The sequence below is a fragment of the Pseudomonas sp. Z1-12 genome, from assembly GCF_051132015.1.
Lineage (GTDB): Bacteria > Pseudomonadota > Gammaproteobacteria > Pseudomonadales > Pseudomonadaceae > Aquipseudomonas > Aquipseudomonas zanjanensis.
The window spans coordinates 3018170-3039033 of the sequence record NZ_CP071647.1 but is presented as its reverse complement, the minus strand read 5'-3'; the positions used below and the strand labels follow the sequence as shown (position 1 = coordinate 3039033).

The window sequence follows — 20864 nt, the reverse complement described above, 5'->3', positions numbered from 1 at the left end:
CCCACAGGGTTTAGTGGCGTACACAAATGCTGCGTACACCCAAATCCATTGTGGGAGCGAGCCTGCTCGCGATTCGGCATGCCAGTCGAATGACCATTGCCTGATCCACCGCTTTCGCGAGCAAGCTCGCTCCCACAGGGTTTAGTGGCGTACGCAAATGCTGCGTACACCCAAATCCATTGTGGGAGCGAGCTTGCTCGCGATGGCGGCGGCACACACAGCATCCATCCCGCCTGAACACCCAGTCTGCCCAATACATTTAGTTAGCCTGCTTTCTTTTATCCCCACCTCGCGCCATGATGAGGCTCTCTTACCGCTGCCCGCGAACGAGCCCCATGCCCACGCCCTCCTCTGCTCCCAGCTCCTTGTCGATCACGCTGCAGATCGTCTCCATCGTTTTCTACACCTTCATTGCCTTCCTCTGCATCGGCCTGCCCATTGCCGTGTTGCCTGGGTATGTCCACGAACAGTTGGGCTTCAGCGCGGTGGTGGCCGGGTTGACCATCGGTTCACAGTACCTGGCGACCCTGCTCAGCCGGCCCATGGCCGGGCGGTTGTCGGACAGCGCCGGCACCAAGCGGGCGATTGTCTACGGGTTGTCGGGGATTGTGCTCAGTGGCGTGCTGACGCTGATTTCGACCTTGTTGCAAAGCTTTCCCCTGACCAGCCTGCTGATTCTGATTGCTGGCCGCTTGTTGCTCGGCGTGGCCCAGGGGCTGATTGGCGTGGGCACCATCAGTTGGTGCATGGGCCAGGTGGGGGTGGAGCACACGGCCCGCTCGATTTCCTGGAACGGCATCGCCTCGTATGGGGCCATCGCTATTGGAGCACCGCTGGGGGTGGTGATGGTGGGTGAGCTGGGGTTTGCCAGCCTGGGCATTGCGCTGTCGTTGCTGGCGGGTGCTGCGCTGTTGATGATTCGCAACAAGCCGTCGGTGCCGGTCATTCGCGGCGAGCGCTTGCCTTTCTGGGCGGTGTTTGCGCGCATTGCCCCGTACGGCGCGGGCCTGAGCCTGGCGTCGATCGGCTACGGCACGCTCACCACGTTCATTACGCTGTTTTATGTCAGTCGCGGCTGGACTGGCGCGGCCTGGTGCCTGACAGTCTTCGGCATCTGCTTCATCCTCGCGCGGCTGTTGTTCATTTCCAGCATCGCCCGCTTCGGTGGCTTCAACTCGGCCATCGCTTGCATGAGCATCGAAACCCTTGGGCTGGTACTGCTATGGCTGGCGCCGTCCACTCCGTTCGCTCTGGTTGGCGCCGGGTTGGCCGGTTTCGGGTTGTCGCTGGTGTACCCGGCGCTGGGGGTGGAGGCCATCAAGCAAGTGCCGAACACCAGCCGGGGGGCGGGTTTGAGTGCTTATGCGGTGTTTTTTGACTTGGCGCTGGCGATTGCCGGGCCGCTGATGGGGGCGGTGGCGTTGAACCTGGGTTATTCGTCGATTTTTTTCTGTGCTGCGTTGTTGTCGGTTAGCGGGCTGGGGCTGACGTTGCTGCTGCGGCGTCGGGCCATGAATGCGTCTTTTTAATACTGTTCGTTTTTTGGCTTTTGAGAAAGCCCGGTGCTCTGGTGTGTATATCCGTTTCTTCGGTAACGGCTGCTTATGGTTCCGCCCTTACGGCGGGTCACTTTTGGAAAAGCGCCAAAAGTAACCAAAAGCGCTTTGCCCCACCACTCGGTGCCTCGCCTAGGCTCGGCATGCCTGAACGAAGGCATTGCTCCGTGGGCCGCCGCGAAGGGCCATCCATGGCCCAGCGCGGCTACCTCGGCATCCATGCCGAGGTGCCCACTCCACAATGCCTGCGTTCGGCCAGCGTGGTTTAACGGGGCGTCCAGATCAAGATCAAGATCAAGATCAAGATCAAGATCAAGATCAAGATCAAGATCCAAAGCAAAGCAAAGCAAGAGCCATGTATCCAGTATCTATGTGACTGAGCCACCGCTATCGCGAGCAAGCTCGCTCCCACATTGGATCTTCAGCAGACACAAGATTCATGTGCACCACAAAACCTGTGGGAGCGAGCTTGCTCGCGATGAGGCCGACACATCCAACATCAACGCAAACTGACACACCGTCTTCGAGAGCAAGCTTTGCTCCCACAGATCTGATGGGTGTACGACCATGAGAGTCAGGTCGGCTGTTAGGCCGCCTCGCGGTGGACGTTGATCTCGGGCGCCCCGTTAACCACGCTGGCCGAACGCAGGCATTGCGCAGTGGGCATCCCGGCATGGATGCCGGGATAGCCGCGCTGGGCCATGGATGGCCCTTCGCGGCGGCCCACGGAGCAATGCCGGAGTGAGGGCACACCGAGCCTTAGCGAGGTGCCGAGTGGTGGGGCAAGAGCGTTTTGGTTACTTTTGACTGGGCCGGCTTCCGGGCTTTTCAAAAGTGACCCGCCGTAAGGGCGGAACCATTAGCAGCCGTTACCGCAGAAACGGATATACACACCAAACAACTCGAAACGGAAGATCAGCCCGAACGCTAAGTGAACAGCATGACCTTACTGATCAGCCGTCTTCATCCCCGCCCGGGTCGCCTTACCCAAGGCCTCGCCGAAAAAGCGGCTGGCCTCGGAAATCATGGTGCGGTGAATGTCCTTGCGATCAACGCCATCGGCATCCGTGCAGAGCGCCGGCATCGCGGCGATCTGCTCGTCGGTGCACGGCGCCAGGAAGACAAAATGCCCCGCGCCGGCCAGGGTCTTGAAATCTGGAGCGGTGGGCAGTTTACGAGCCAACGCGGCGGCATTTTTGTCGAAAGCCACGAGATTGTCACCATCGCCGCTGTACAGCAGCACCGGCACATGGACATCGGCCAATGTATGACGGCCGAACTTCAGGCTCAACGGAGCCATCAGCAACAATGCCCGGACCCTGGGGTCGGCCACGGGTTGCAGGTCATCGCGGTCGGCGATCAACTCGCCCTGGGTATTGCAAGCGTCACGGTCCTCCGGCCGCTCCTTGCAATAGCGGCGCAAGCGATTGAGGTCCGGCGTCGCACCGGACAGGATCAGCGCGGTCTCGCCACCCGCCGAATAACCGATCACCCCGACCTGCCCGGCGTTGACGAACGGCGAGAGCATCGGGTCATTGAGCGTCGCGGTGATGGCTTCGGAAATCTGGATCGGCCGCCCGTACAGGTTGCTCAGGGTGCCAAGCCGGCTGTGGTCCTGGACATTGTCGCCGGGATGAATCACGGCCACCACGACGAACCCCTTGCGCGCCAACGAGGTGGCGAGGTCATGCAGGGCCAATGGGGTGCCGGTATTGCCATGGGACAGCATTAACAGCGGAAAACGGCCGATGGCGATCTGAGCCTCCGGCGCGGCATCGATCTGGTAGCCGCCGAGCAGGCTGGATTGTTCGCGGTCGGTGGACGGATAAAAGGCGATGGCGTGCATCGGCTGCTGATCCAGCGGATCAAGAAAATTCAGCTCATGGAAACCGGCGCTCCAATGCGGATGCGGCCCCGGTGCGGCCTGCACTGAAGCGAAACTGGCAAACAAGCAAAGCAGCAACGCTGCACCAAAACGTGCCATCGAATTTTCCACCCTCACCAGCGCACGGGAAGGCCCCGTCGCTCGCAGTCTTGGCCGTGCATAACCTGCGCCAGATCCCCGGCGCCGAATGCAGCAAAACCCTGCATCCCGGCCATCCAATGACGACGAGAATACAGGGTTTTGCGAAGGTTGCCTGAAGCGCTTGCTGCCTTTACGCAGGATTTACGCAGCGGCGAACTGCTGACCGATCTGCAACGTGGCTTCGCTCAGGGCTTTGGTACGCATGTCGTCACCGTAGGCCAGGCCTTCGGCACGGACAACTTCGATATCGGTGATACCGAGGAAACCGAACACCAACTTGAGATAGTCCTCGTGACCCACGCCGCTCGGTTGGCCGGCATGCAAACCACCCGAGGTGGAAACGATCACCAGTTTCTTGCCACCGCACAGGCCTTCAGGGCCGGCTTCGGTGTAGCGGAACGTCTGTCCGGCCACGGCAATGCGGTCAATCCAGGCCTTGAGCTGGGTCGGAATGCTGAAGTTGTACATCGGCGCCGCGATGACTACGGCATCAGCCGCGAGGAACTCGGCCATCGTCGAGGCGCTGAGATCAGCTTCGTGCTTCAGCGCCGCGTCGCGCAATTCGGCGCTGGTGCCGGCGGCAACCAGCGTCTGGGCGGAGAAGTGGCTGATGGCGTCGGCGGCCAGGTCACGGTAGGTCACGGTGATGCCTGGCTCCGCAGCTTTCCAGGCTTCAACCACTTCGCGGCTCAATTGGCGGGAAGCGGAGTGGTCGCCGAGGATGCTCGAATCGATGTGCAGCAGTTTCATATCAGTGCTCTCCAAATGAGGACCGCAACCAGGCGATCAATTGGCGACAATCCTATCGATGATGCGAATGATCGATAAGTCAGCAAAAATGCGATAGTTTGTCCCACTGACAGGACAATTGAATTCAACATGCAAGACCTCAATGATTTGTATTACTTCGCCAAAGTCGTCGAAGCCGGCGGTTTCGCGGCGGCCGGGCGCTTGCTGGGCATTCCCAAATCGCGGTTGTCACGGCGCATCGCCGAGCTGGAAGAACGCCTCGGCGCCCGCCTGCTCCAGCGCACCACGCGGCAGTTGAAACTGACGGCGGTCGGTGAGCGTTATCTGCGCCATTGCCAGGCCATGTTGCTGGAAGCCGAGATGGCCGACGAAGCGGTGGCGAGCATGTCCAGCGAACCCCGCGGCCGATTGCGCGTGTCGAGCCCGGTGGGCCTGGCCCATCAGTTTCTGCCGGTGGTGATCGAAACCTTCCTGGTCAAATACCCCTTGGTGCAACTGGAAATGACCCTGCTTAATCGCCGGGTGGACCTGATCGGCGAAGGCATCGACGTGGCGTTGCGCGTGCGCGACCTGGGGGATGAGGATCCGCTGTTGATGACCCGGCGCTTACGTCGGGCACGGCTGACGCTGGTGGCCAGTCCAGCCTTCGTCGAAGGGCGGCGAATCGAAACCCCGGACGATCTCAAGCAGTTGTCGGTGCTGGGGGCGCTGGAAGCCGATCGCCTGGTGCATCTACGCCTGGTCAAGGCCGATGGGCAGCAGGCCGAACTGAGCCTGGAAGCCCGCCTGGGCATTGACGACTTCATCGTGCGCCGGTCCTGCACCCTCGCCGGCCTGGGTTTCACGTTATTGCCAAGCATGTATTGCGAGCAGGAATTGCGTGACGGCACACTGGTGGAACTGTTGCCTGGATGGTCATTGCCCGACGGCTGGCTCCAGGCGGTCTACCCCCATCGGCGTGGCATGTTGCCGGCGGTGCGCGCCTGGATCGATCATTTGGTGGAAGCCTTCGAGGGCTGTGGAGAAAAAACGCTATGAGGTTGAGCGAAGAGGATGTCGCGCGGTTTTGCCTGGGTTTGCCCGGTGCCCGGGAAGACTACAAATGGGGGGGCGTGCGGGTGTTTTCCATTGCCGGGAACAAGATGTTCGCCCTCCAGGGCCTGCGGGGCGATTCGTTGGCGTTCAAGGTCGACAAGGACCTGTTCCTGGGGCACTGCGACCGGCCGGGCATTCACCCCGCGCCTTATTTGGCGCGGGCCCAGTGGGTCATCATGCAGGTGCCTTATCCACTGGGGGCCGAAGAACTGCGTGGGCTGCTGCAACGCTCACATCAATTGGTCGTGAGCAAATTGCCCAAGCGCACGCAGGTGGGCTTGTTGCTCCAGCCTTCACAATAGATAGCTGCCCAGGAACAACTGGTCGATCCAGAACACCTGGTGCAGCAGCACGATGAACCAGAACACCACTTGAAACGAGACTTTGCGGGTCTTGTGGCGAAACAGCTGCTGGGCGAGCAAGGCCCCGGGCCAACCACCGGCCAGCTCCAGCGCATGCAGCACGTTCTCCGGGGTACGCCAGGCGTCGGCGCGGGCCTTGCGCTTGTCGTTCCAGTACAGCAGGAACGCCACCAGGCTGACGACACCATAGGCCGCCATCGGCACCCACGACACGCCCCGCAGGCCGAACAGCAGCGAGCCGAACAGCGGCAAGGCGCAGACCAGCGCCAACACCATCAATTTGAGCCGCAGGTTTTGCACCGCGCCACCGGCATTGCCCCCAGCGCGTTTGCGGGTGCCTGACTCGTTCATGGCTTGGCGGCCGTCCAGTCCACCCAGCCGAACTGCCAGGTGGCCAGGATCAACAGGCCGAAGGCGATGCGATACCAGGCGAACACCGCGTAGCTGTGGCTGGCGATGAACCGCAGCAGGCCCTTGACCGCGATCATGGCGAAGATGAACGCCGTGACGAAACCAATGGCGAACACCGGGAAATCCGCCGGCACGAACAGCTCACGGTACTTGTAGCCCGAGTACACGGCCGCACCGACCATGGTCGGCATCGCCAGGAAGAACGAAAATTCGGTGGCGGTCTTGCGCGACAGCCCGAACAGCAAGCCCCCGATAATGGTCGCACCGGAACGGGAAGTACCCGGGATCATTGCAATGCACTGGGCCAGGCCGACCTTCAACGCATCCTTCCAGGAAATATCGTCCACCGTTTCAGCATGTACCGGGTGCTGGCGCTTTTCGGCCCAGAGCATCACCAGACCGCCCACCACCAGAGCGGCGGCCACGGTGACCGGGTTGAACAGATAGTGATGGATCCAGTCGGCAAACAACACGCCCAATATCACGGCCGGAAAGAAGGCAATCAGCAGGTTGGCGGTGAACCGGCGGGCGCTGGGTTGCGTCGGCAGGCCCAGCACCACGTCGAAGATCTTGCGCCGGAACTCCCAGACCACCGCGAGGATCGCGCCGAGCTGGATGATGATGTTAAATGCCATTGCACGTTCGCCACCGAACTCGAGCAAGTCGGCGACGATGATCTGGTGCCCCGTGCTGGAAATCGGCAGAAACTCCGTCAAACCCTCTACTACGCCAAGAATCAATGCCGAAAAGGCCGTCCACAAATCCATTCATCCCCCAAAAAAGACCCTGCTCATGCGGGTCTTATCGCTATTCAAGTGTCATACAGGTCCACGCAGCGGCTGCACGATAGCTGCGATCATCCAAAAAAAACCAATGAAAAAATCAGAACAGGCTCAGGTTTTGCGCCGCGGGGCCGAAATCCTATCAGACAAGCCCTGATAACGCTGCCGCGTTATGACTCAGGTCAATCATGAATAGCCGCCAGGCGCTAAAGTGCCGCCCGTCGTTAATGACAAGAATAAGAAACCGGAGTGACAGCGTATGAATAGCTTGCGCAGTGTGTCGATCAGCCGACGCTTGTGGCTCATCCTGGTGGTGGCCATCGTGATGTTGTTCACGCTCGGCGCCTTTATGCTCAAGCAGATCCACACGGATCTGTATCAGGCCAAGGTGCAGAAGACCCAGCATGTGGTGCAGACCGCCAGTGGCGTATTGAGCTACTACCATGGGCTGGAAACCGCCGGCACCCTGACCCGCGAGGCGGCGCAGAAGCAAGCCCTCAGCGCGGTGCGAGGCCTGCGCTATGACCAGAGTGACTACTTCTGGATCAACGACCTGACGCCGGTCATGGTCATGCACCCGACCAACCCGAAGCTTGAAGGCCAGAATCTCTCGGCGATCCGCGACCCGAACGGCTACGCGTTGTTCAACGAGATGGTCGCCATCGCCAAGGCCAAGGGCGCCGGCATGATCAACTACCTCTGGCCGAAACCGGGTGCCGAAGCACCTGTCGGCAAGACTTCCTACGTCAAGTTGTTCGAACCGTGGGGTTGGATCATCGGCTCAGGGGTTTACATCGATGACGTGCAGGCTGAGTTTCAATCCCAGATGATCAAGGCCTCCTTGATCGGCTTGGCAATTACCGTGCTCATGAGCCTGTTCTTGACCTTGATCGTACGCAGCATCGTCCGCCCGCTCCAAGAGACCGTCAACGCCATGGCCAACATCGCCAGCGGCGAGAGCGACCTGACCCGCACCCTGGACACCCACGGCCAGGACGAAGTCACGCAACTGGCCCGGCACTTCAACGCCTTTACCGCCAAACTGCGTCAAGTGGTGAGCCAACTGCAAGACTCGGCCAGCGCACTGGGACAATCTTCCAGCGAGTTGGGCAACGACGCGGCTCAAGCCCAGGAACGCAGCCAGCAGCAGTCGCAACAAATGGAGCTGGTGGCCACCGCGATCAATGAAGTGACGTATGGCGTGCAGGACGTGGCCAAGAACGCCGAGCACGCCGCCAGCGAGATGCGCGACGCCGAATCCCAGGCCCAGCAAGGCCAGGTCAACATTGACGGCAGCTTGCAACAGATCGATCGCCTGTCCCAGACCATCGACCAGGCGGTGGAAGTGATTCGCACCCTGGCCAGTGAAAGTACCCAGATTGGCAGCGTGTTGGAGGTGATCCGCTCCATCGCCGAACAGACCAACCTGCTGGCCCTGAACGCTGCGATCGAAGCCGCCCGCGCTGGCGAGCAAGGCCGGGGTTTTGCGGTGGTCGCCGATGAAGTGCGGCTGCTGGCCCAGCGTACGCAGAAGTCCACCGCTGAGATCCAGTCGATGATCGAGCGCCTGCAAACCCATTCCGAAGCCGCCGTGAAAGTCATCGGCGACAGCAGCCGTGCCTCGCAACTGACCATCGAACAGGCGGGCCTGGCCGGTGCCAGCCTCAACGCCATCGGCCAGGCCCTGCGCAACCTCAACAGCCTGAACGCCTCCATTGCCAGCGCCACCCTGCAACAGGCCCATGTAGTAGAAGACATCAACCAGAACGTCACCCAGGCCGCCGGACTGTCCCACAGCACCGCCATGGCCGCCGAACAGTCCAGCCAGGCAAGCAGTCGCCTGAAGGCGCTGAGTGAACAGCTTAACGGGTTGCTCAAGCAGTTCCGGGTCTAAAAACCGGTAAATCACCCTGTGGGAGCGAGCCTGCTCGCGAATGCGCCAGCCCATTCAACAATGGTATTGGAGCTCTCCACACCATAGCGTTTACAATCGCCGCCCCCTCCTCTTTCCCCAAGGAACCGCCATGTCCGGGCTTGAACTGTTTGCCGCAGCCCTCGGCGTGATCGCTGTCTGGTTGACCGTCAAGCAGAACCCCTGGTGCTGGCCGATCGGCCTGGTCATGGTGTTGCTGTACAGCTGGATTTTTTTCGAGGTGAAGTTGTACTCGGACATGCTGCTGCAGGTAGTCTACGCAGTGCTGCAACTCTACGGCTGGTGGCAATGGACCCGCGCCGGGCACAATCATGATGGGCGTCAGGTCAGCCATCTCGGTGGGCCGTCGGTGCTGCTCGGCCTGGCCATCGGCGCGGCGGGCAGCCTGCTGTTGGGCGCCGCCATGGCCCACTGGACCGACGCCGCCCAGCCCTGGCTCGATGCCGCGCTTACTGGTTTCAGCCTCGTCGCTCAATGGTGGATGGCGCAAAAACGCGTGCAATGCTGGCCGTTGTGGATCGTCCTGGACGTGATCTTCGTCGGCCTGTTCATCTACAAGGGCTTGCACCTGACCGCCGCGCTTTACGCCCTGTTCACTTTGCTGGCCGTGCAAGGCTGGCGGGAATGGCGCGCCGACCCGGCCCTGCGCGCATGAAGGTGGTGGTCCTGACCGGCCCGGAATCCAGCGGCAAGAGCTGGCTGGCGGCGCAACTCCAGGCACATTTTGGTGGCGTGCGGGTGGACGAGTACGTGCGCCACTTCATGGAGCAGACCCAGCGCGATACTTGTCTGGCGGACATTACCGACATCGCCTCCGGCCAGTTGGCCTGGGAAGACGAGGCACGTGCCCGCCGACCCTCGCTATTGATCCTCGACACCCACCTGTTGAGCAACATCCTCTGGAGCCAGACCCTCTTTGGCGACTGCCCGGACTGGCTCGAACCGGCGTTGCTGGCCCGTCATTACGACCTGCACCTGCTGTTGAGCCCCGAGCAGGTCGAATGGACTGGTGACGGTTTGCGTTGCCAACCCGAGTTGGCAGAACGACTGGCATTTTTCGACGCCATCGAGGCATGGCTGAGTCGACATCGGCAACCGTTCCAGATCATTCGGGGCAACTGGGCGCAACGCCAGCGGCAAGTGTTCGCGGCCGTCGCCCAACTGACCGCAGGATGATTTGTCTCACGTTTGAAACATCACGCTCGCGGCAAACCCGGATCCAACATCGTTTCAGATGATTGTCATCAAGACTGTCAAGTCACTGAAACACCCACCCAAAAACCTGGATCCAGAGCCCTGGAACAGCGTGCAGCCGGTTGGCCATCATTTGCGTTGTCTCAGCGCTGAAACAGGTTTCTTCCCCCGCTGCGCGCCCCTGAACTCAACTCATTGAATTCACAGGCAATTCAAAACCCGGCACAACACCTGCTCTTCCCCACTTCGCAACGCTGACTAGGGCCAGCGTACCGAAGAAGGAATCGATGCCATGGGGATATTCGACAGGGGTATGACCTGCCTGCTATTCATCGGCTGCACCGCCGGCGCAACGTTCAGCCTGCCCGCGCAGGCCGAGGGCAACGGCGTCATCGTACTCAACCGTGACGTGCAACCCATCGCAATCGGTCGCAACGGTGGCAAAGATCCTTACCCGACCACCGTCAATGCCAATCCCTCCGAACGCATCAACCAGGCGACCAATAGCACCGAACTGAGCGATGGCGAATTCGCCAGCGTGGCCAGCGGTTCGTCGATCCGCAACATCGTCACCCCCAATACCGGCGTGCAGGGCCTGAACGTGGTCACCAACCCCAACGGCATGCCGGGCATGAATGCCGGCCACGGTGGCGGCAGCGGCGGAGCGATCTCTGGCACCATCAACCGCTCGCTGAGTTCCGGCCTGGCCCCGCTGGGCCGGCTGGCGGGAGGTCAGTGACATGAAACCCGTCCTGTTTCTACTCGCCCTGGTCATGCTGTCCCTGCTCAGTTCTTTCACCGTATTTGCCGATTCGGGCGTGGCGGTGGTCAGCAACGCCAACCTGCAGGATTCCGGCAGCCAGTACACCGGCAACTTCAACGTCAACCAGGCGGCCGGCGACCAGATCCAGCAAACCAACACCCGGGCCATTGCCATTGGCAGCCACGCCCAGGCCAGCACCCGCGTACAGCAAAGCGTCGACACCCAGGCCAACCCCTCCATGAACGCCACCGCCCGTATCGGTGGCCACTCCTTTACCAACGGCAACGGCGTGCTGGGCGTGAACCAGTCCGCCGGGGCCAACAACCAGATGGCCAATGTCATGCGGGTGGGCATCAGTGCCCATCCGCAGAGCATTGACGACAGCGCCCTGTCCCAACAGAACGTGGCGTTGCTACCGAACTCAGGCGCAACTGGCGCCCCAACCGGCAGTCGCCAGGTCGTCACCAGCGACCAGGCCTTCACCGGCAGCCGAGGGGTGATTCAGGTGAACCAGAGTGCCGGGGTGGGGAACCGCATGGCTAACACCCTGAGCATCCGGGTCGCTGACTGATCCGGCGCAGTGGGCATAAGAAAGTACCAACACTTAACCAACGACACGCAAGGAGAAACACCATGAAACCTACAATGGCACTCAAACCATTGGTTTTCGCTCTCGCCGCTGTCATGGCAATGGCTGCACAGGCCGATGGACGTGGCAACGGTAACGGCCACGGTAACGGCCACGGTAACGGCCATGGCAATCAAGGCCCAAGAGGTCCCTCGTTCGAGCAGTTGCTCTCGATCACGGCCGGGGCTGGTGCGACCGTGCTGGATGTGCAGAACAGCAATGACAACACCGTGACCAACCAGGCCACCCGCAACACCGCTGAAGCCACTGATTCGCTCAATGGCAGCAACGGCAACATGGGCGCCAACATCGCGGGCGGCGACGGTAACCAGCAAGACAACGCCGCCGCGCTGGCCACCGCTGATGAAAGCTTCATCTTCGGTTCGGCTGTTGCTGTTTCCAGCGCCACGCAAGTCAATAGCAACAACTATGTCAAAAACAACTCGACTCACAACAATGCCTCGCTCACCAATGCCGGCAACGATGGCTCCGGTAATATCGGCATCAACGTGACCGCCGGCAACTTCAACCAGCAGAAAAACAACCTGGCCATTGCCGTATCGGGTGGCCGTGTCGCAGAAGCTGCCGCTTCGGCCGATCAGTCCTCCAGCGGCCTTGTGGTGGACAACAAAGGCGTGCGCACCTACAAGACCGATACCCTTACCAGCACCTCCAGCGCCTCCGGCACGTTCAAGGCCAAAGGCACCGGCACCGTCGAAGACGACGGTGGCTGGGGCAATAAAGGTGGCTACGGCGGCGGCCACGATGACGACAAGTTCAAGTTCTCCGCCGTGGGGACCTTCGAACTGGCCGGCAGCAACACCCAGCAAGTGCTGACCCGCGACGGTTGGAAAAACCCTGTGATCAACAACGCCACCATGACCAACTCCATGAACGGCTTCTCCGGTAACGGCGGCGCCAACGTGTCGGCGGGCGTGGGCAACCAGCAAAGCAACTCGCTGTCCATCGCGGCTGGCTGCAAGGCTTGCATGTAAGCGCGGGTGAAACGGAGCCCCGGCAACAGCAATGCTGTTCCCCTAGGGTTTGGATGAATCTTGTGGCGAGGGAGCTTGCTCCCGCTCGGTTGCGCAGCAACCGCAAAAACCTGGGGCCGCTCCGCAGCCCAGCGGGAGCAAGCTCCCTCGCCACGGACTCATTTCAATGCTCTAGACGAACGGTGCCGCTGGGAAACGGGGCTTTTTTCCCGGATGTCCATCAGGCGTATTGATCATGCGTGTCACTGCCGTTTCCCTGCTGCTCTGCCTGGCCTGTATGGCCGAAGCGGCGCAGATGCCGGTCGCTGCCCTGCCTGGCGGCATGCTGGTCTACAAACCGGTGCAAAGCGTACGCGAGCGCAAGTTCAGCGACATCGTCGAACAGAAAACCGACTTCAGTTGCGGCGCCGCCGCGCTGGCGACGGTGCTACGCCAAGCCTATTGGCTCGACGTCGATGAAGAGCACGTCATCAAAGGCATGCTGGTCAATGCCGACCATGACCTGGTTCGCACCCAGGGCTTTTCCATGCTGGACATGAAGCGCTACGTGGAAACCATCGGCATGCGTGCCCGAGGCTACCGGATACCGCCGGAGAAACTCGAAGCGGTGACGATCCCGGTGGTGGTCCTGATGGAAATACGCGGCTACAAGCACTTCGTGGTGTTGCAGCGAACCGACAAGCAATGGGTCTACATCGGCGACCCGGTGCTGGGGCACAAACGCTATTCCCACGATGAGTTCGTCAAAGGCTGGAACGGCATCGTCTTCGCGATCGTCGGCCCGGGCTATGACAAGACCAATGCCCTACGCAGCCCTCCTCAACCCCTGACGGCCCGTAACAAGCTGGACGGTTTCAACCCGGTCAGGGATGCGGAACTGATGGATTTCGGCTTCATACAGAGCGACTTTTTCTAATCGCCGACCACTGCCAACAATAAGTACAAAAAGGAGCAGGACGCTCCGGGAGCAGCACATGAAAACTTCACACTGGCTGTCGCTGGCCTGCCTGCTCGCGACCGCCTCGGGCTATGCCCATGCCGGTTTCAAACCCATCGAGGTCAAGGACCAGGAGCTCGCCGAGCTGCGCGGTCGTTATGTCATGCCCGGCCGCGTCATCAGCTTCGGCATCGTCATGAGCAGTACTTGGCGCAACGCCAGCGGCGACCTGATCGGCGCCAGCAGCACCATGCAAATCCAAGCCGCCACTGTCAAACCCGAGTTCTATGTCTCCACCATCAAGCAAACCGGTAACGGCAGCGTCCCGGAACAGGGCAGCGGCAACATTACCGGTGGCGCCGGCCTTGGCACGAGCCAGGGCGTGACCCAGAGCGTGCGTGCCGCCGGCGACGGCAACACGGCCTACAACAACGTCAACATCAATGTGAAGGAGAGCAACCAGGCGCCCGCGCTTGTCCCCTCCCAAGGTCAGCTGTTGACCAAGGGCCAGACCATCAGCGGCAGCAATGCCGCCGGCAGCGTCGCGGTCACTGCCACCGGCAACGGCGTGCAGATGGCGATCCAGGCCAGCCACAACCAGGGCGGCACCTTGCAACAAGTGGCCCAGGGCGGCTTGCTGCAAAACACTCGCCTGTTGGGCAACAGCAACCTGGTCAACAACATGACGCAGCTCAACGTGGTGCTGAACAACAACGGCCCCAGTGCCGGCGCATTGGACTGCAACCTGACCCAACTGCGTGGCCTGCGTAACCTCGGTTATTGAACTACGCTGGTTTCCGATCATTGGGCAAATAGGGACGGCATATTTCATGTATCGATCCGTATCGTTGCGCGCTGTGATGTGTTTAAGCACGTTATTCCCGGCGGCCGTGTTACAGGCGGCCCCGGATGCCGAAATAGAAGCCCTGAAACAGCAGCTTCTAGAGCTCAAGCAACGATACGAGGTCCAGCAAAAGGCCCTGGCGGTGCTCGAGCAGCGGGTTCGCCAAGTGGAGGACCAACCCGCCGCGCCACAACCCAAGCGCCTGGCCAAATCCCCAGCCGACATGAAAGGCAACCAGACCGCCGGCGGTGCTGCGACAACAGCGGGCGGCAGCGGCTACGGGCAATCCCTGGCCGACGACTCCCAGCCGGCCCAAAGTGTCTCCAACCTCTATGACGAGGCCAGCGGCTTCTTCGGCGGCGGCAAGTTCAGTTTCGAGACCGGCGTGACCTATTCGCGCTATGACACGCGGCAACTGATCCTCAACGGTTTCCTGGCCCTGGATTCGATTTTCCTGGGCAACATCAACCTCGACCGGATCAAGGCCGACACCTGGACGCTGGACCTTACCGGTCGCTACAACTTCGACAATCGCTGGCAGTTCGACCTCAACGTGCCGGTGGTCTACCGCGAATCCACCTACCAGTCAGGCGGCGCGAACAACGGTGCGGCCGGGGTCACCAGCGAAGAAACCGTGACCCGCGACCCGACCATCGGCGACGTCAATTTCGGCATCGCCTACAAGTTCATGGATGAGTCGATCAACTCTCCGGACGCGGTGGTCACCCTGCGGGTCAAGGCCCCCACCGGCAAGGATCCGTTTGGTATCAAGCTGCGCCAATCCCAGGCCAACACCAACCTGTTCGTGCCTGACGACTTGCCCACCGGTAACGGCGTCTGGTCGATCACGCCCGGGCTCTCGCTGGTCAAGACCTTCGACCCAGCCGTCCTGTTCGGCAGCCTTTCCTACACCCATAACCTCGAAGAGTCATTCGACGACATCAGCTCCACGGTCAACCAGAAGACCCCGGGCAAGGTGCGGATCGGCGACAGCTTCCAGATCGGCGCGGGCGTTGCCTTTGCGTTGAACGAGAAGATGAGCATGTCGTTCTCGGTCTCCGACCTGATCCAGAAGAAAAGCAAGCTCAAGCAGGACGGCGGCGACTGGGAATCGGTGACCTCCAGCGACGCCAACGCCGGTTACTTCAATATCGGCATGACCGTCGCTGCGTCCGACAACCTGACCATAGTGCCCAACCTGTCCATCGGGTTGACCGACGATGCGCCGGATTTCACCTTTAGCCTGAAATTCCCGTATTACTTCTGATGTCCTTAAGGGTATGTGATGAGCACATACCCCAAGGGCACTGCAAAACTACTGTGGGAGCGGGCTTGCTCGCGAAGGCGGAGTGTCAGGTTAATCAATATCACTGACACACCGCCTTCGCGAGCAAGCCCGCTCCCACAATGAGTTGTGTGTAGGCAGTTCTAGCGAATCTGATGCTTGTGCAGCAGGCGATAGAACGTCGGCCGAGACACGCCCAATACCCGCGCCGCCACGCTCAGGTTGTCACTGTGACGGTTGAGCACATCGCTCAGGGCCTGGCGCTCGGCGCGGGTCTTGTAATCCTCCAGCGTACCCATCGGCGCCGCGATGCCCTGTTGGCTGGCCAGGCCAAGGTCCCGGGCTTCGATCTGGCGCCCTTCGGCCAGCACCAACCCGCGGCGGACGCGATTGGCCAACTCCCGCACGTTGCCGGGCCAGTCGTGCATGCCCATCGCCACCAGGGCATCGTCACTGAAACTGCGCGGACGACGGCCGGTTTCCCGGCTGTAGAAATGGGAAAAGTGACTGGCCAACATCGCCAGGTCGCCATGGCGTTCGCGCAAGGGTGCCATGACCACTTGCAACACATTCAAGCGGTAATACAAGTCCTCGCGAAATCGCTTGTGCTCGATGGCCGCCTCAAGGTCCACATGGGTAGCCGCCAAGACCCGCACATCGACGGCGATCGGCTGGCTGCCGCCAACTCGCTCAATGTGTTTTTCCTGGAGGAAACGCAGCAAGTTGGCCTGCAACTCCAACGGCAGGTCGCCAATCTCATCGAGAAACAACGTGCCCCCATGGGCCGCCTCGATCCGTCCGATCTTGCGTTGGTGAGCGCCGGTAAATGCGCCCTTCTCATGACCGAACAATTCGGACTGGATCAAGTGCTCCGGAATGGCGCCGCAGTTGATGGCAATGAACGGCTTGTTGCGCCGATGCGACTGGCAATGCAGGGTGCGCGCCACCAATTCCTTGCCGGTGCCGCTCTCACCGCGAATCAACACAGGCGACTCGGCCGGCGCCAACTTGCTCAACAACTTGCGCAGTTCGCGAATCGGCTTGCTGTCGCCCAGCAGTTCATGTTCGGGCTGGTCGATGTGAATCGAGCCCTGGCCCCGCAAACGCGCCATGCCAAACGCCCGGCCCAGGGTCACCTGGACCCTGGACACGTCAAAGGGCAAGGTATGGAAGTCAAAAAACCATTCGCAGACAAAATCACCGACGTTTTGCAGGCGCAAGACTTCCTGGCTGAGCACGGCGATCCACTCCGTGCCGCTACGGCTGATCAATTCCTTGACCGCTTCCGGACGCTCCAGGTGAAACGGTTGCAAACGCAGCAGACCGACGTCACAGGTCCGATCGCCGGCGTGTTCAAGGGCGCAACTGTCCACATCCCAACCAATGCTGCGCAGCCCTGGCAACAGGCGATGGCAATCGTCGCAGGGATCAACCACGAGCAGACGACGTGACGTACTGGCTTCGATCATGACTGATCCTTGGCGCCAAAATAAGGAAATATGATTAGAAACAGTCGTTTGGCAAACCTGCATGTAACAGTAGCAAGAAGTTGACGCGCCCTTGTATCAATTGATTATCGAGATCACGTTAAAACGGTTATAAGCGAGCGTTTCGTTAGTTGTCACAGGCGTTTTTCTTTCAGGGCGCTTTCAAACAAAAGTGCAAAAGCCTGGTCTGAAAGAAAATCGAAATTTATTTAAATAATGTGTGACCCGCCTACGGGTTCGGGACATCAGTACAAGTAACCAGCCGCACGGTACGCCCAACCGACGGCACATCATTTGTTTGGGCACACTGAAGAGAAAACGCCATGAACGCCCCGCTCCGTATCAACGAAGCTCTTTTGATTGCCGACCGCGCATTCCGTCCATTCCAATGCGTGGCCTGGGCTCCACAAGACGGTAACGGTGAACTTAGCCTGACCGTCATCGACCGCACCAATACCCATATTGGCCGCACTCAGATTCCAAGCAGCGCCTATACCGACCCGGTCCAACTGGCCGATCTGTTGAAACAGGCCCGTGCCGAATTGAGCCAAGAAGGCTACACCTTGCAATCCTGGTCGATGCCGGAATAAACCTCGATAAAGCCTGTTATCGATTGCAGGCTTGGCATTGGGTTGTAAAGCCATTGTTATGGCACGCATCGCCGCAGCATCTGTAGAACCTGACAGTTGTGCATTGGCCCGTTCAGGGATTGAATGTTGCCCTCATGCAGTCATCGCCCTTTCGGGCCGGTCGACACGCAAGGAGAGGCAGGCATGCTCAACCAGTTCGCGTTCGTGCTCCCCAAGGCCATGGCCCATCCCGGGCAACTTGACCCAGGCTTTGCCGCCAATGGCAAAGCCTGGGTTCATTTCGAAGACAGCACTTCGAGCCTGATCACCGGATTGACCCTCGACCGAGCCGGACGACTCCTGGTGGCAGCCAGGATCGAGACGGCCCACGGCAGCCGATTCGGGCTGGCACGACTCAACCCTGACGGTTCGACCGACCCGGTTTTCGGCACCCGCGGCTGCGTGATCGACGCGTTTGACCACGGCTTCGAAGCGACGGCAGGAAAAGTGATCGAGCTGCCCGACGGGCATATCCTGCTGTCGGGCCTGCACTACGAAAACAACGAGCACACCCTGCCTGCCCTGGCGCTGTTCGACCCGCAAGGCCGTGCCGTCCAGAGCTTCGGCAACGCCGGCCGGCACATCATCCGGCTCTGCGGCAATCTCTCCCAAGGCCTGCGTGATCCCTGGCTGCCGCCCGGCGTGCCAGGTCTCGAGGCCTGCGACATGCAAGTGCAAGCCGATGGCCGGATCCTTTTGCTCGCCAACCATCATTACCAATTGTCCGACCATGTCGGCGTACTGATCCGACTCCTGCCGGACGGGGCCCTGGACACCTCATTCAACGGTCGCGGTTTCGTGATGGTCCGACGCTTGTTGAAAAATACCTGGCTCGGCTGCCTGACGCTCCAGGCTGACGGCCATATTGTCGTCGGTGGCGCCATCGACCTGCCCCAGCATGGCTTGATAGCCCGCTATGACAGCAGCGGCAGGCTCGATGACAGCTTCGGCGAAGAGGGCTTCCTGTCCATCCTGGCCCAGGGTCACAGCGCGATGATCAGCCAGATCGTCGAGGATGCGAACGGTGATCTGCAGGCGTTCGGCAGCAGTCGCGATCCGATGCATAGCCTGTCCCTGAAAGTGCGTCCGGACGGCAAGCCGGACCGTCATTGCAATCAGGGCCAGTGCCGGCTCATGGCGATCGGGCGCAACGCCAGCCAGTGGACCGCCGCCCAGCTTCAAGCGGACGGAAAACTGGTTACCGCCGGCGCCACCATCGGCGGCATCGAGGCAGACTTCGTGCTTGCCCGGCATTTGCCGGATGCGAGCCTCGACCCGGATTTCGGCCAGGGCAAAGGCTGGGTACGCACGCGACTCGGCTACAGTTTGGACACCGCCACCGCCGTGGCGGTGCAGGCTGACGGCAAAATCCTGGTGGGCGGCTACTCACTCCAGGGTCATTATCGAGCGGTGGTTGCGCGTTATTGGGCCTGAGTCAGATTGTCGCGGGCGAACGGTATTCATCCTACGCTTGATATTCCTCATTTCTTACGGCAAGTTGCGCGCTTCTAATTAAAAGGAGCAGCCAATGTCCGGTCCAATGGCTAAGGCTTTCGCGCATAACTTTCTGGGGAATTCCCCGCGCTGGTACAAGGCGTGCATCATCACCTTCCTGGTCCTCAATGCCGTCGTGCTGTGGACCCTGGGCCCAGTCGTTGCCGGTTGGATGATTGTGCTGGAGTTCATCTTCACCCTGGCCATGGCCCTTAAATGCTACCCGCTGATGCCCGGCGGCCTGCTGATGGTCGAGGCCCTGGCGTTGGGCATGACCACCCCCAAGGCACTTTACGACGAATTGCTGCATAACTTCCCGGTCATCCTGCTGCTGATGTTCATGGTGGCGGGGATCTATTTCATGAAGGACTTGCTGCTGTTCCTGTTCTCGCGCTTGCTCCTGGGTGTGCGTTCCAAGGCCATCCTGGCCTTGATGTTCTGCTTTCTCTCGGCGTTCCTGTCGGCCTTCCTCGATGCCTTGACCGTCACGGCAGTGATCATCAGCGCCGCCGTGGGCTTCTATTCGGTGTACCACCGCGTGGCGTCGGGTAACGACCCGCGCCAGGACAGCAGCGTCGACGAAGACCACGATTTGCCTTCGCTGCACCAAGGCGACCTGGAGCAGTTCCGAGCCTTCCTGCGCAGTCTGCTGATGCATGGTGCCGTCGGCACCGCGCTGGGCGGCGTCTGCACGTTGGTGGGCGAACCGCAGAACCTGCTGATCGGCCATGAGATGGGCTGGCATTTCGCCGAGTTTTTCCTGCAAGTCGCGCCGGTGTCGCTGCCGGTACTCGCAGCCGGGCTGGCAACCTGCGTGGCGCTGGAAAAGCTGCGCTGGTTCGGTTATGGCACGCTGTTGCCGGACAATGTGCGCGCCGTGCTGGCCGATTATGCCGAGCAGGACAATCTGGAGCGCACGGCTCGTCAACGCGCGGCCCTGATCGTCCAAGGCCTTGCCGCACTGCTCTTGATCGTCTGCCTGGCCCTGCACATTGCCGAAGTCGGCCTGATCGGCCTGATGATCATCGTATTGATTACTGCCTTCACTGGCATCACTGACGAACACCGGCTGGGCAATGCGTTCAAGGACGCCATGCCGTTCACGTCGCTGCTGGTGGTGTTCTTTGCGGTGGTGGCGGTCATTCACGACCAGCAACTGTTCACGCCGCTGATCCAATGGGTCCTGGCCCTGCCCGCCGACCAGCAGCCTGGCATGTTGTTCATTGCCAACGGCCTGCTCTCGGCTATCAGCGACAACGTGTTCGTGGCGACCATCTACATCACCGAGGTCAAGCAGGCCTTCGTCTCCGGTCACATGAGCCGCGAACAGTTCGAGACCCTGGCGGTGGCTATCAACACCGGCACCAACCTGCCGAGCGTCGCCACACCCAACGGCCAGGCGGCTTTCCTGTTCCTGCTGACCTCGGCAATTGCGCCGCTGATTCGCCTGTCCTATGGCCGGATGGTCTGGATGGCATTGCCCTACACCGTGGTGATGGGTGGGTTGGGGTGGTATGGGGTGACGTACTGGTTGTAAACCACAGCCCCCCCCTTGTGGGAGCGAGCTTGCTCGCGATAGCGGTCCTTCATTCAACATCAATGCTGACTGAAAGGGCCTCATCGCGAGCAAGCTCGCTCCCACAGGAGGTTCTCGGGCATGGCCAGGCTTGTGTCCCACAGCCAAATGGGGGCA

Annotated in this window: 21 protein-coding genes; 15 read left to right on the top strand and 6 right to left on the bottom strand. The window is 60.6% G+C overall.

The window, feature by feature from the left end; genetic code table 11:
- Positions 1-335 precede the first annotated feature (335 nt).
- Positions 336-1529, top strand: a complete 1194-nt coding sequence (locus J3P85_RS12895) for an MFS transporter (protein WP_434706091.1) — start codon at positions 336-338, stop codon at positions 1527-1529.
- A 613-nt stretch (positions 1530-2142) separates the two neighbouring features.
- On the opposite strand, the gene J3P85_RS12890 is transcribed toward J3P85_RS12895, so the two are convergent.
- The 3 genes from J3P85_RS12890 to J3P85_RS12880 form a co-directional block, all read right to left on the bottom strand.
- Positions 2143-2307, bottom strand: a complete 165-nt coding sequence (locus tag J3P85_RS12890; RefSeq protein WP_163006746.1) for a hypothetical protein — start codon at positions 2305-2307, stop codon at positions 2143-2145.
- Between the two features lie 195 nt (positions 2308-2502).
- The gene (locus J3P85_RS12885) at positions 2503-3540 is read right to left on the bottom strand and encodes an alpha/beta hydrolase family protein (RefSeq protein WP_434706090.1); all 1038 of its coding nucleotides are present in this window, start codon (positions 3538-3540) and stop codon (positions 2503-2505) included.
- A gap of 183 nt (positions 3541-3723) precedes the next feature.
- Positions 3724-4332, bottom strand: a complete 609-nt coding sequence (locus tag J3P85_RS12880) for an FMN-dependent NADH-azoreductase (RefSeq protein WP_434706089.1) — start codon at positions 4330-4332, stop codon at positions 3724-3726.
- 129 nt (positions 4333-4461) lie between these two features.
- Here J3P85_RS12880 and J3P85_RS12875 point away from each other — a divergent pair, with 129 nt between their 5' ends.
- Both J3P85_RS12875 and J3P85_RS12870 read left to right on the top strand, forming a co-directional pair.
- A complete protein-coding gene (locus J3P85_RS12875) occupies positions 4462-5370 on the top strand; it encodes a LysR substrate-binding domain-containing protein (protein WP_434706088.1) in 909 nt (302 codons plus the stop codon).
- The gene (locus J3P85_RS12870) at positions 5367-5729 is read left to right on the top strand and encodes an MmcQ/YjbR family DNA-binding protein (protein ID WP_434706087.1); all 363 of its coding nucleotides are present in this window, start codon (positions 5367-5369) and stop codon (positions 5727-5729) included. Before J3P85_RS12875 ends, J3P85_RS12870 begins: the two co-directional genes overlap by 4 nt.
- Here J3P85_RS12870 and J3P85_RS12865 read toward each other — a convergent pair.
- Together J3P85_RS12865 and J3P85_RS12860 are read right to left on the bottom strand one after the other, a co-directional pair.
- Complete coding sequence (locus J3P85_RS12865; RefSeq protein WP_434706086.1) at positions 5721-6140, bottom strand: DUF1294 domain-containing protein; 420 nt, start codon at positions 6138-6140, stop codon at positions 5721-5723. The genes J3P85_RS12870 and J3P85_RS12865 overlap by 9 nt on opposite strands.
- Positions 6137-6967: an undecaprenyl-diphosphate phosphatase gene (locus J3P85_RS12860; RefSeq protein ID WP_434706085.1), complete on the bottom strand. Its 831-nt coding sequence runs from the start codon at positions 6965-6967 to the stop codon at positions 6137-6139. The genes J3P85_RS12865 and J3P85_RS12860 overlap by 4 nt, the downstream gene beginning before the upstream one ends.
- Positions 6968-7241: 274 nt before the next feature.
- Here J3P85_RS12860 and J3P85_RS12855 point away from each other — a divergent pair, with 274 nt between their 5' ends.
- The 9 genes from J3P85_RS12855 (at position 7242) to J3P85_RS12815 (ending at position 15543) form a co-directional block, all read left to right on the top strand.
- Entirely contained in the window at positions 7242-8876 is a 1635-nt protein-coding gene (locus J3P85_RS12855) for a methyl-accepting chemotaxis protein (protein WP_434706084.1), read from the top strand.
- A gap of 130 nt (positions 8877-9006) precedes the next feature.
- Entirely contained in the window at positions 9007-9570 is a 564-nt protein-coding gene (gene pnuC, locus J3P85_RS12850) for a nicotinamide riboside transporter PnuC (RefSeq protein WP_186729858.1), read from the top strand.
- Complete coding sequence (locus J3P85_RS12845; protein ID WP_434576524.1) at positions 9567-10091, top strand: AAA family ATPase; 525 nt, start codon at positions 9567-9569, stop codon at positions 10089-10091. The genes pnuC and J3P85_RS12845 overlap by 4 nt, the downstream gene beginning before the upstream one ends.
- A 310-nt stretch (positions 10092-10401) precedes the next feature.
- Complete coding sequence (locus J3P85_RS12840) at positions 10402-10848, top strand: hypothetical protein (RefSeq protein ID WP_434706083.1); 447 nt, start codon at positions 10402-10404, stop codon at positions 10846-10848.
- A 1-nt stretch (position 10849) separates the two neighbouring features.
- On the top strand, positions 10850-11443 hold the full coding sequence (locus tag J3P85_RS12835) for an adhesin (RefSeq protein WP_186707661.1): 594 nt from the start codon (positions 10850-10852) through the stop codon (positions 11441-11443).
- A 62-nt stretch (positions 11444-11505) separates the two neighbouring features.
- Positions 11506-12495, top strand: coding sequence for a heme utilization protein (locus J3P85_RS12830; RefSeq protein ID WP_434706082.1), 990 nt, complete (start codon positions 11506-11508; stop codon positions 12493-12495).
- Positions 12496-12730: 235 nt separating this feature from the next.
- Positions 12731-13411 (top strand): C39 family peptidase, encoded by a 681-nt coding sequence (locus J3P85_RS12825; RefSeq protein ID WP_434706081.1) that lies wholly within the window; start codon positions 12731-12733, stop codon positions 13409-13411.
- A 58-nt stretch (positions 13412-13469) separates the two neighbouring features.
- Complete coding sequence (locus J3P85_RS12820) at positions 13470-14216, top strand: hypothetical protein (RefSeq protein ID WP_411384779.1); 747 nt, start codon at positions 13470-13472, stop codon at positions 14214-14216.
- Positions 14217-14262: 46 nt separating this feature from the next.
- Positions 14263-15543 carry a hypothetical protein gene (locus tag J3P85_RS12815; RefSeq protein WP_186707657.1) on the top strand — a complete coding sequence of 427 codons (1281 nt, stop codon included), beginning with the start codon at positions 14263-14265 and terminating at the stop codon, positions 15541-15543.
- A 161-nt stretch (positions 15544-15704) separates the two neighbouring features.
- On the opposite strand, the gene J3P85_RS12810 is transcribed toward J3P85_RS12815, so the two are convergent.
- Positions 15705-17030: a sigma-54 dependent transcriptional regulator gene (locus J3P85_RS12810; protein ID WP_186707656.1), complete on the bottom strand. Its 1326-nt coding sequence runs from the start codon at positions 17028-17030 to the stop codon at positions 15705-15707.
- A 341-nt stretch (positions 17031-17371) separates the two neighbouring features.
- On the opposite strand from J3P85_RS12810, the gene J3P85_RS12805 reads away from it, so the two are divergent.
- From J3P85_RS12805 to nhaB, 3 genes are all read left to right on the top strand, one after another.
- Entirely contained in the window at positions 17372-17638 is a 267-nt protein-coding gene (locus J3P85_RS12805; protein ID WP_013693488.1) for a hypothetical protein, read from the top strand.
- Between the two features lie 183 nt (positions 17639-17821).
- Positions 17822-19111, top strand: coding sequence for a hypothetical protein (locus J3P85_RS12800; protein ID WP_434706080.1), 1290 nt, complete (start codon positions 17822-17824; stop codon positions 19109-19111).
- 94 nt (positions 19112-19205) lie between these two features.
- Positions 19206-20708, top strand: coding sequence for a sodium/proton antiporter NhaB (gene nhaB, locus J3P85_RS12795; RefSeq protein ID WP_434706079.1), 1503 nt, complete (start codon positions 19206-19208; stop codon positions 20706-20708).
- Positions 20709-20864 lie beyond the last annotated feature (156 nt).

Coding starts and splice junctions, on each gene's coding strand:
- J3P85_RS12870 (WP_434706087.1), top strand. CDS start 5,367: ATGAGGTTGAGCGAAGAGGATGTCGCGCGGTTTTGCCTGGGTTTGCCC.
- J3P85_RS12885 (WP_434706090.1), bottom strand. CDS start 3,540: ATGGCACGTTTTGGTGCAGCGTTGCTGCTTTGCTTGTTTGCCAGTTTC.
- J3P85_RS12805 (WP_013693488.1), top strand. CDS start 17,372: ATGAACGCCCCGCTCCGTATCAACGAAGCTCTTTTGATTGCCGACCGC.
- J3P85_RS12825 (WP_434706081.1), top strand. CDS start 12,731: ATGCGTGTCACTGCCGTTTCCCTGCTGCTCTGCCTGGCCTGTATGGCC.
- J3P85_RS12835 (WP_186707661.1), top strand. CDS start 10,850: ATGAAACCCGTCCTGTTTCTACTCGCCCTGGTCATGCTGTCCCTGCTC.
- J3P85_RS12845 (WP_434576524.1), top strand. CDS start 9,567: ATGAAGGTGGTGGTCCTGACCGGCCCGGAATCCAGCGGCAAGAGCTGG.
- J3P85_RS12810 (WP_186707656.1), bottom strand. CDS start 17,030: ATGATCGAAGCCAGTACGTCACGTCGTCTGCTCGTGGTTGATCCCTGC.
- J3P85_RS12815 (WP_186707657.1), top strand. CDS start 14,263: ATGTATCGATCCGTATCGTTGCGCGCTGTGATGTGTTTAAGCACGTTA.
- J3P85_RS12840 (WP_434706083.1), top strand. CDS start 10,402: ATGGGGATATTCGACAGGGGTATGACCTGCCTGCTATTCATCGGCTGC.
- J3P85_RS12800 (WP_434706080.1), top strand. CDS start 17,822: ATGCTCAACCAGTTCGCGTTCGTGCTCCCCAAGGCCATGGCCCATCCC.
- J3P85_RS12875 (WP_434706088.1), top strand. CDS start 4,462: ATGCAAGACCTCAATGATTTGTATTACTTCGCCAAAGTCGTCGAAGCC.
- J3P85_RS12830 (WP_434706082.1), top strand. CDS start 11,506: ATGAAACCTACAATGGCACTCAAACCATTGGTTTTCGCTCTCGCCGCT.
- J3P85_RS12820 (WP_411384779.1), top strand. CDS start 13,470: ATGAAAACTTCACACTGGCTGTCGCTGGCCTGCCTGCTCGCGACCGCC.
- J3P85_RS12855 (WP_434706084.1), top strand. CDS start 7,242: ATGAATAGCTTGCGCAGTGTGTCGATCAGCCGACGCTTGTGGCTCATC.
- J3P85_RS12895 (WP_434706091.1), top strand. CDS start 336: ATGCCCACGCCCTCCTCTGCTCCCAGCTCCTTGTCGATCACGCTGCAG.
- J3P85_RS12860 (WP_434706085.1), bottom strand. CDS start 6,967: ATGGATTTGTGGACGGCCTTTTCGGCATTGATTCTTGGCGTAGTAGAG.
- nhaB (WP_434706079.1), top strand. CDS start 19,206: ATGTCCGGTCCAATGGCTAAGGCTTTCGCGCATAACTTTCTGGGGAAT.
- pnuC (WP_186729858.1), top strand. CDS start 9,007: ATGTCCGGGCTTGAACTGTTTGCCGCAGCCCTCGGCGTGATCGCTGTC.
- J3P85_RS12880 (WP_434706089.1), bottom strand. CDS start 4,332: ATGAAACTGCTGCACATCGATTCGAGCATCCTCGGCGACCACTCCGCT.
- J3P85_RS12865 (WP_434706086.1), bottom strand. CDS start 6,140: ATGAACGAGTCAGGCACCCGCAAACGCGCTGGGGGCAATGCCGGTGGC.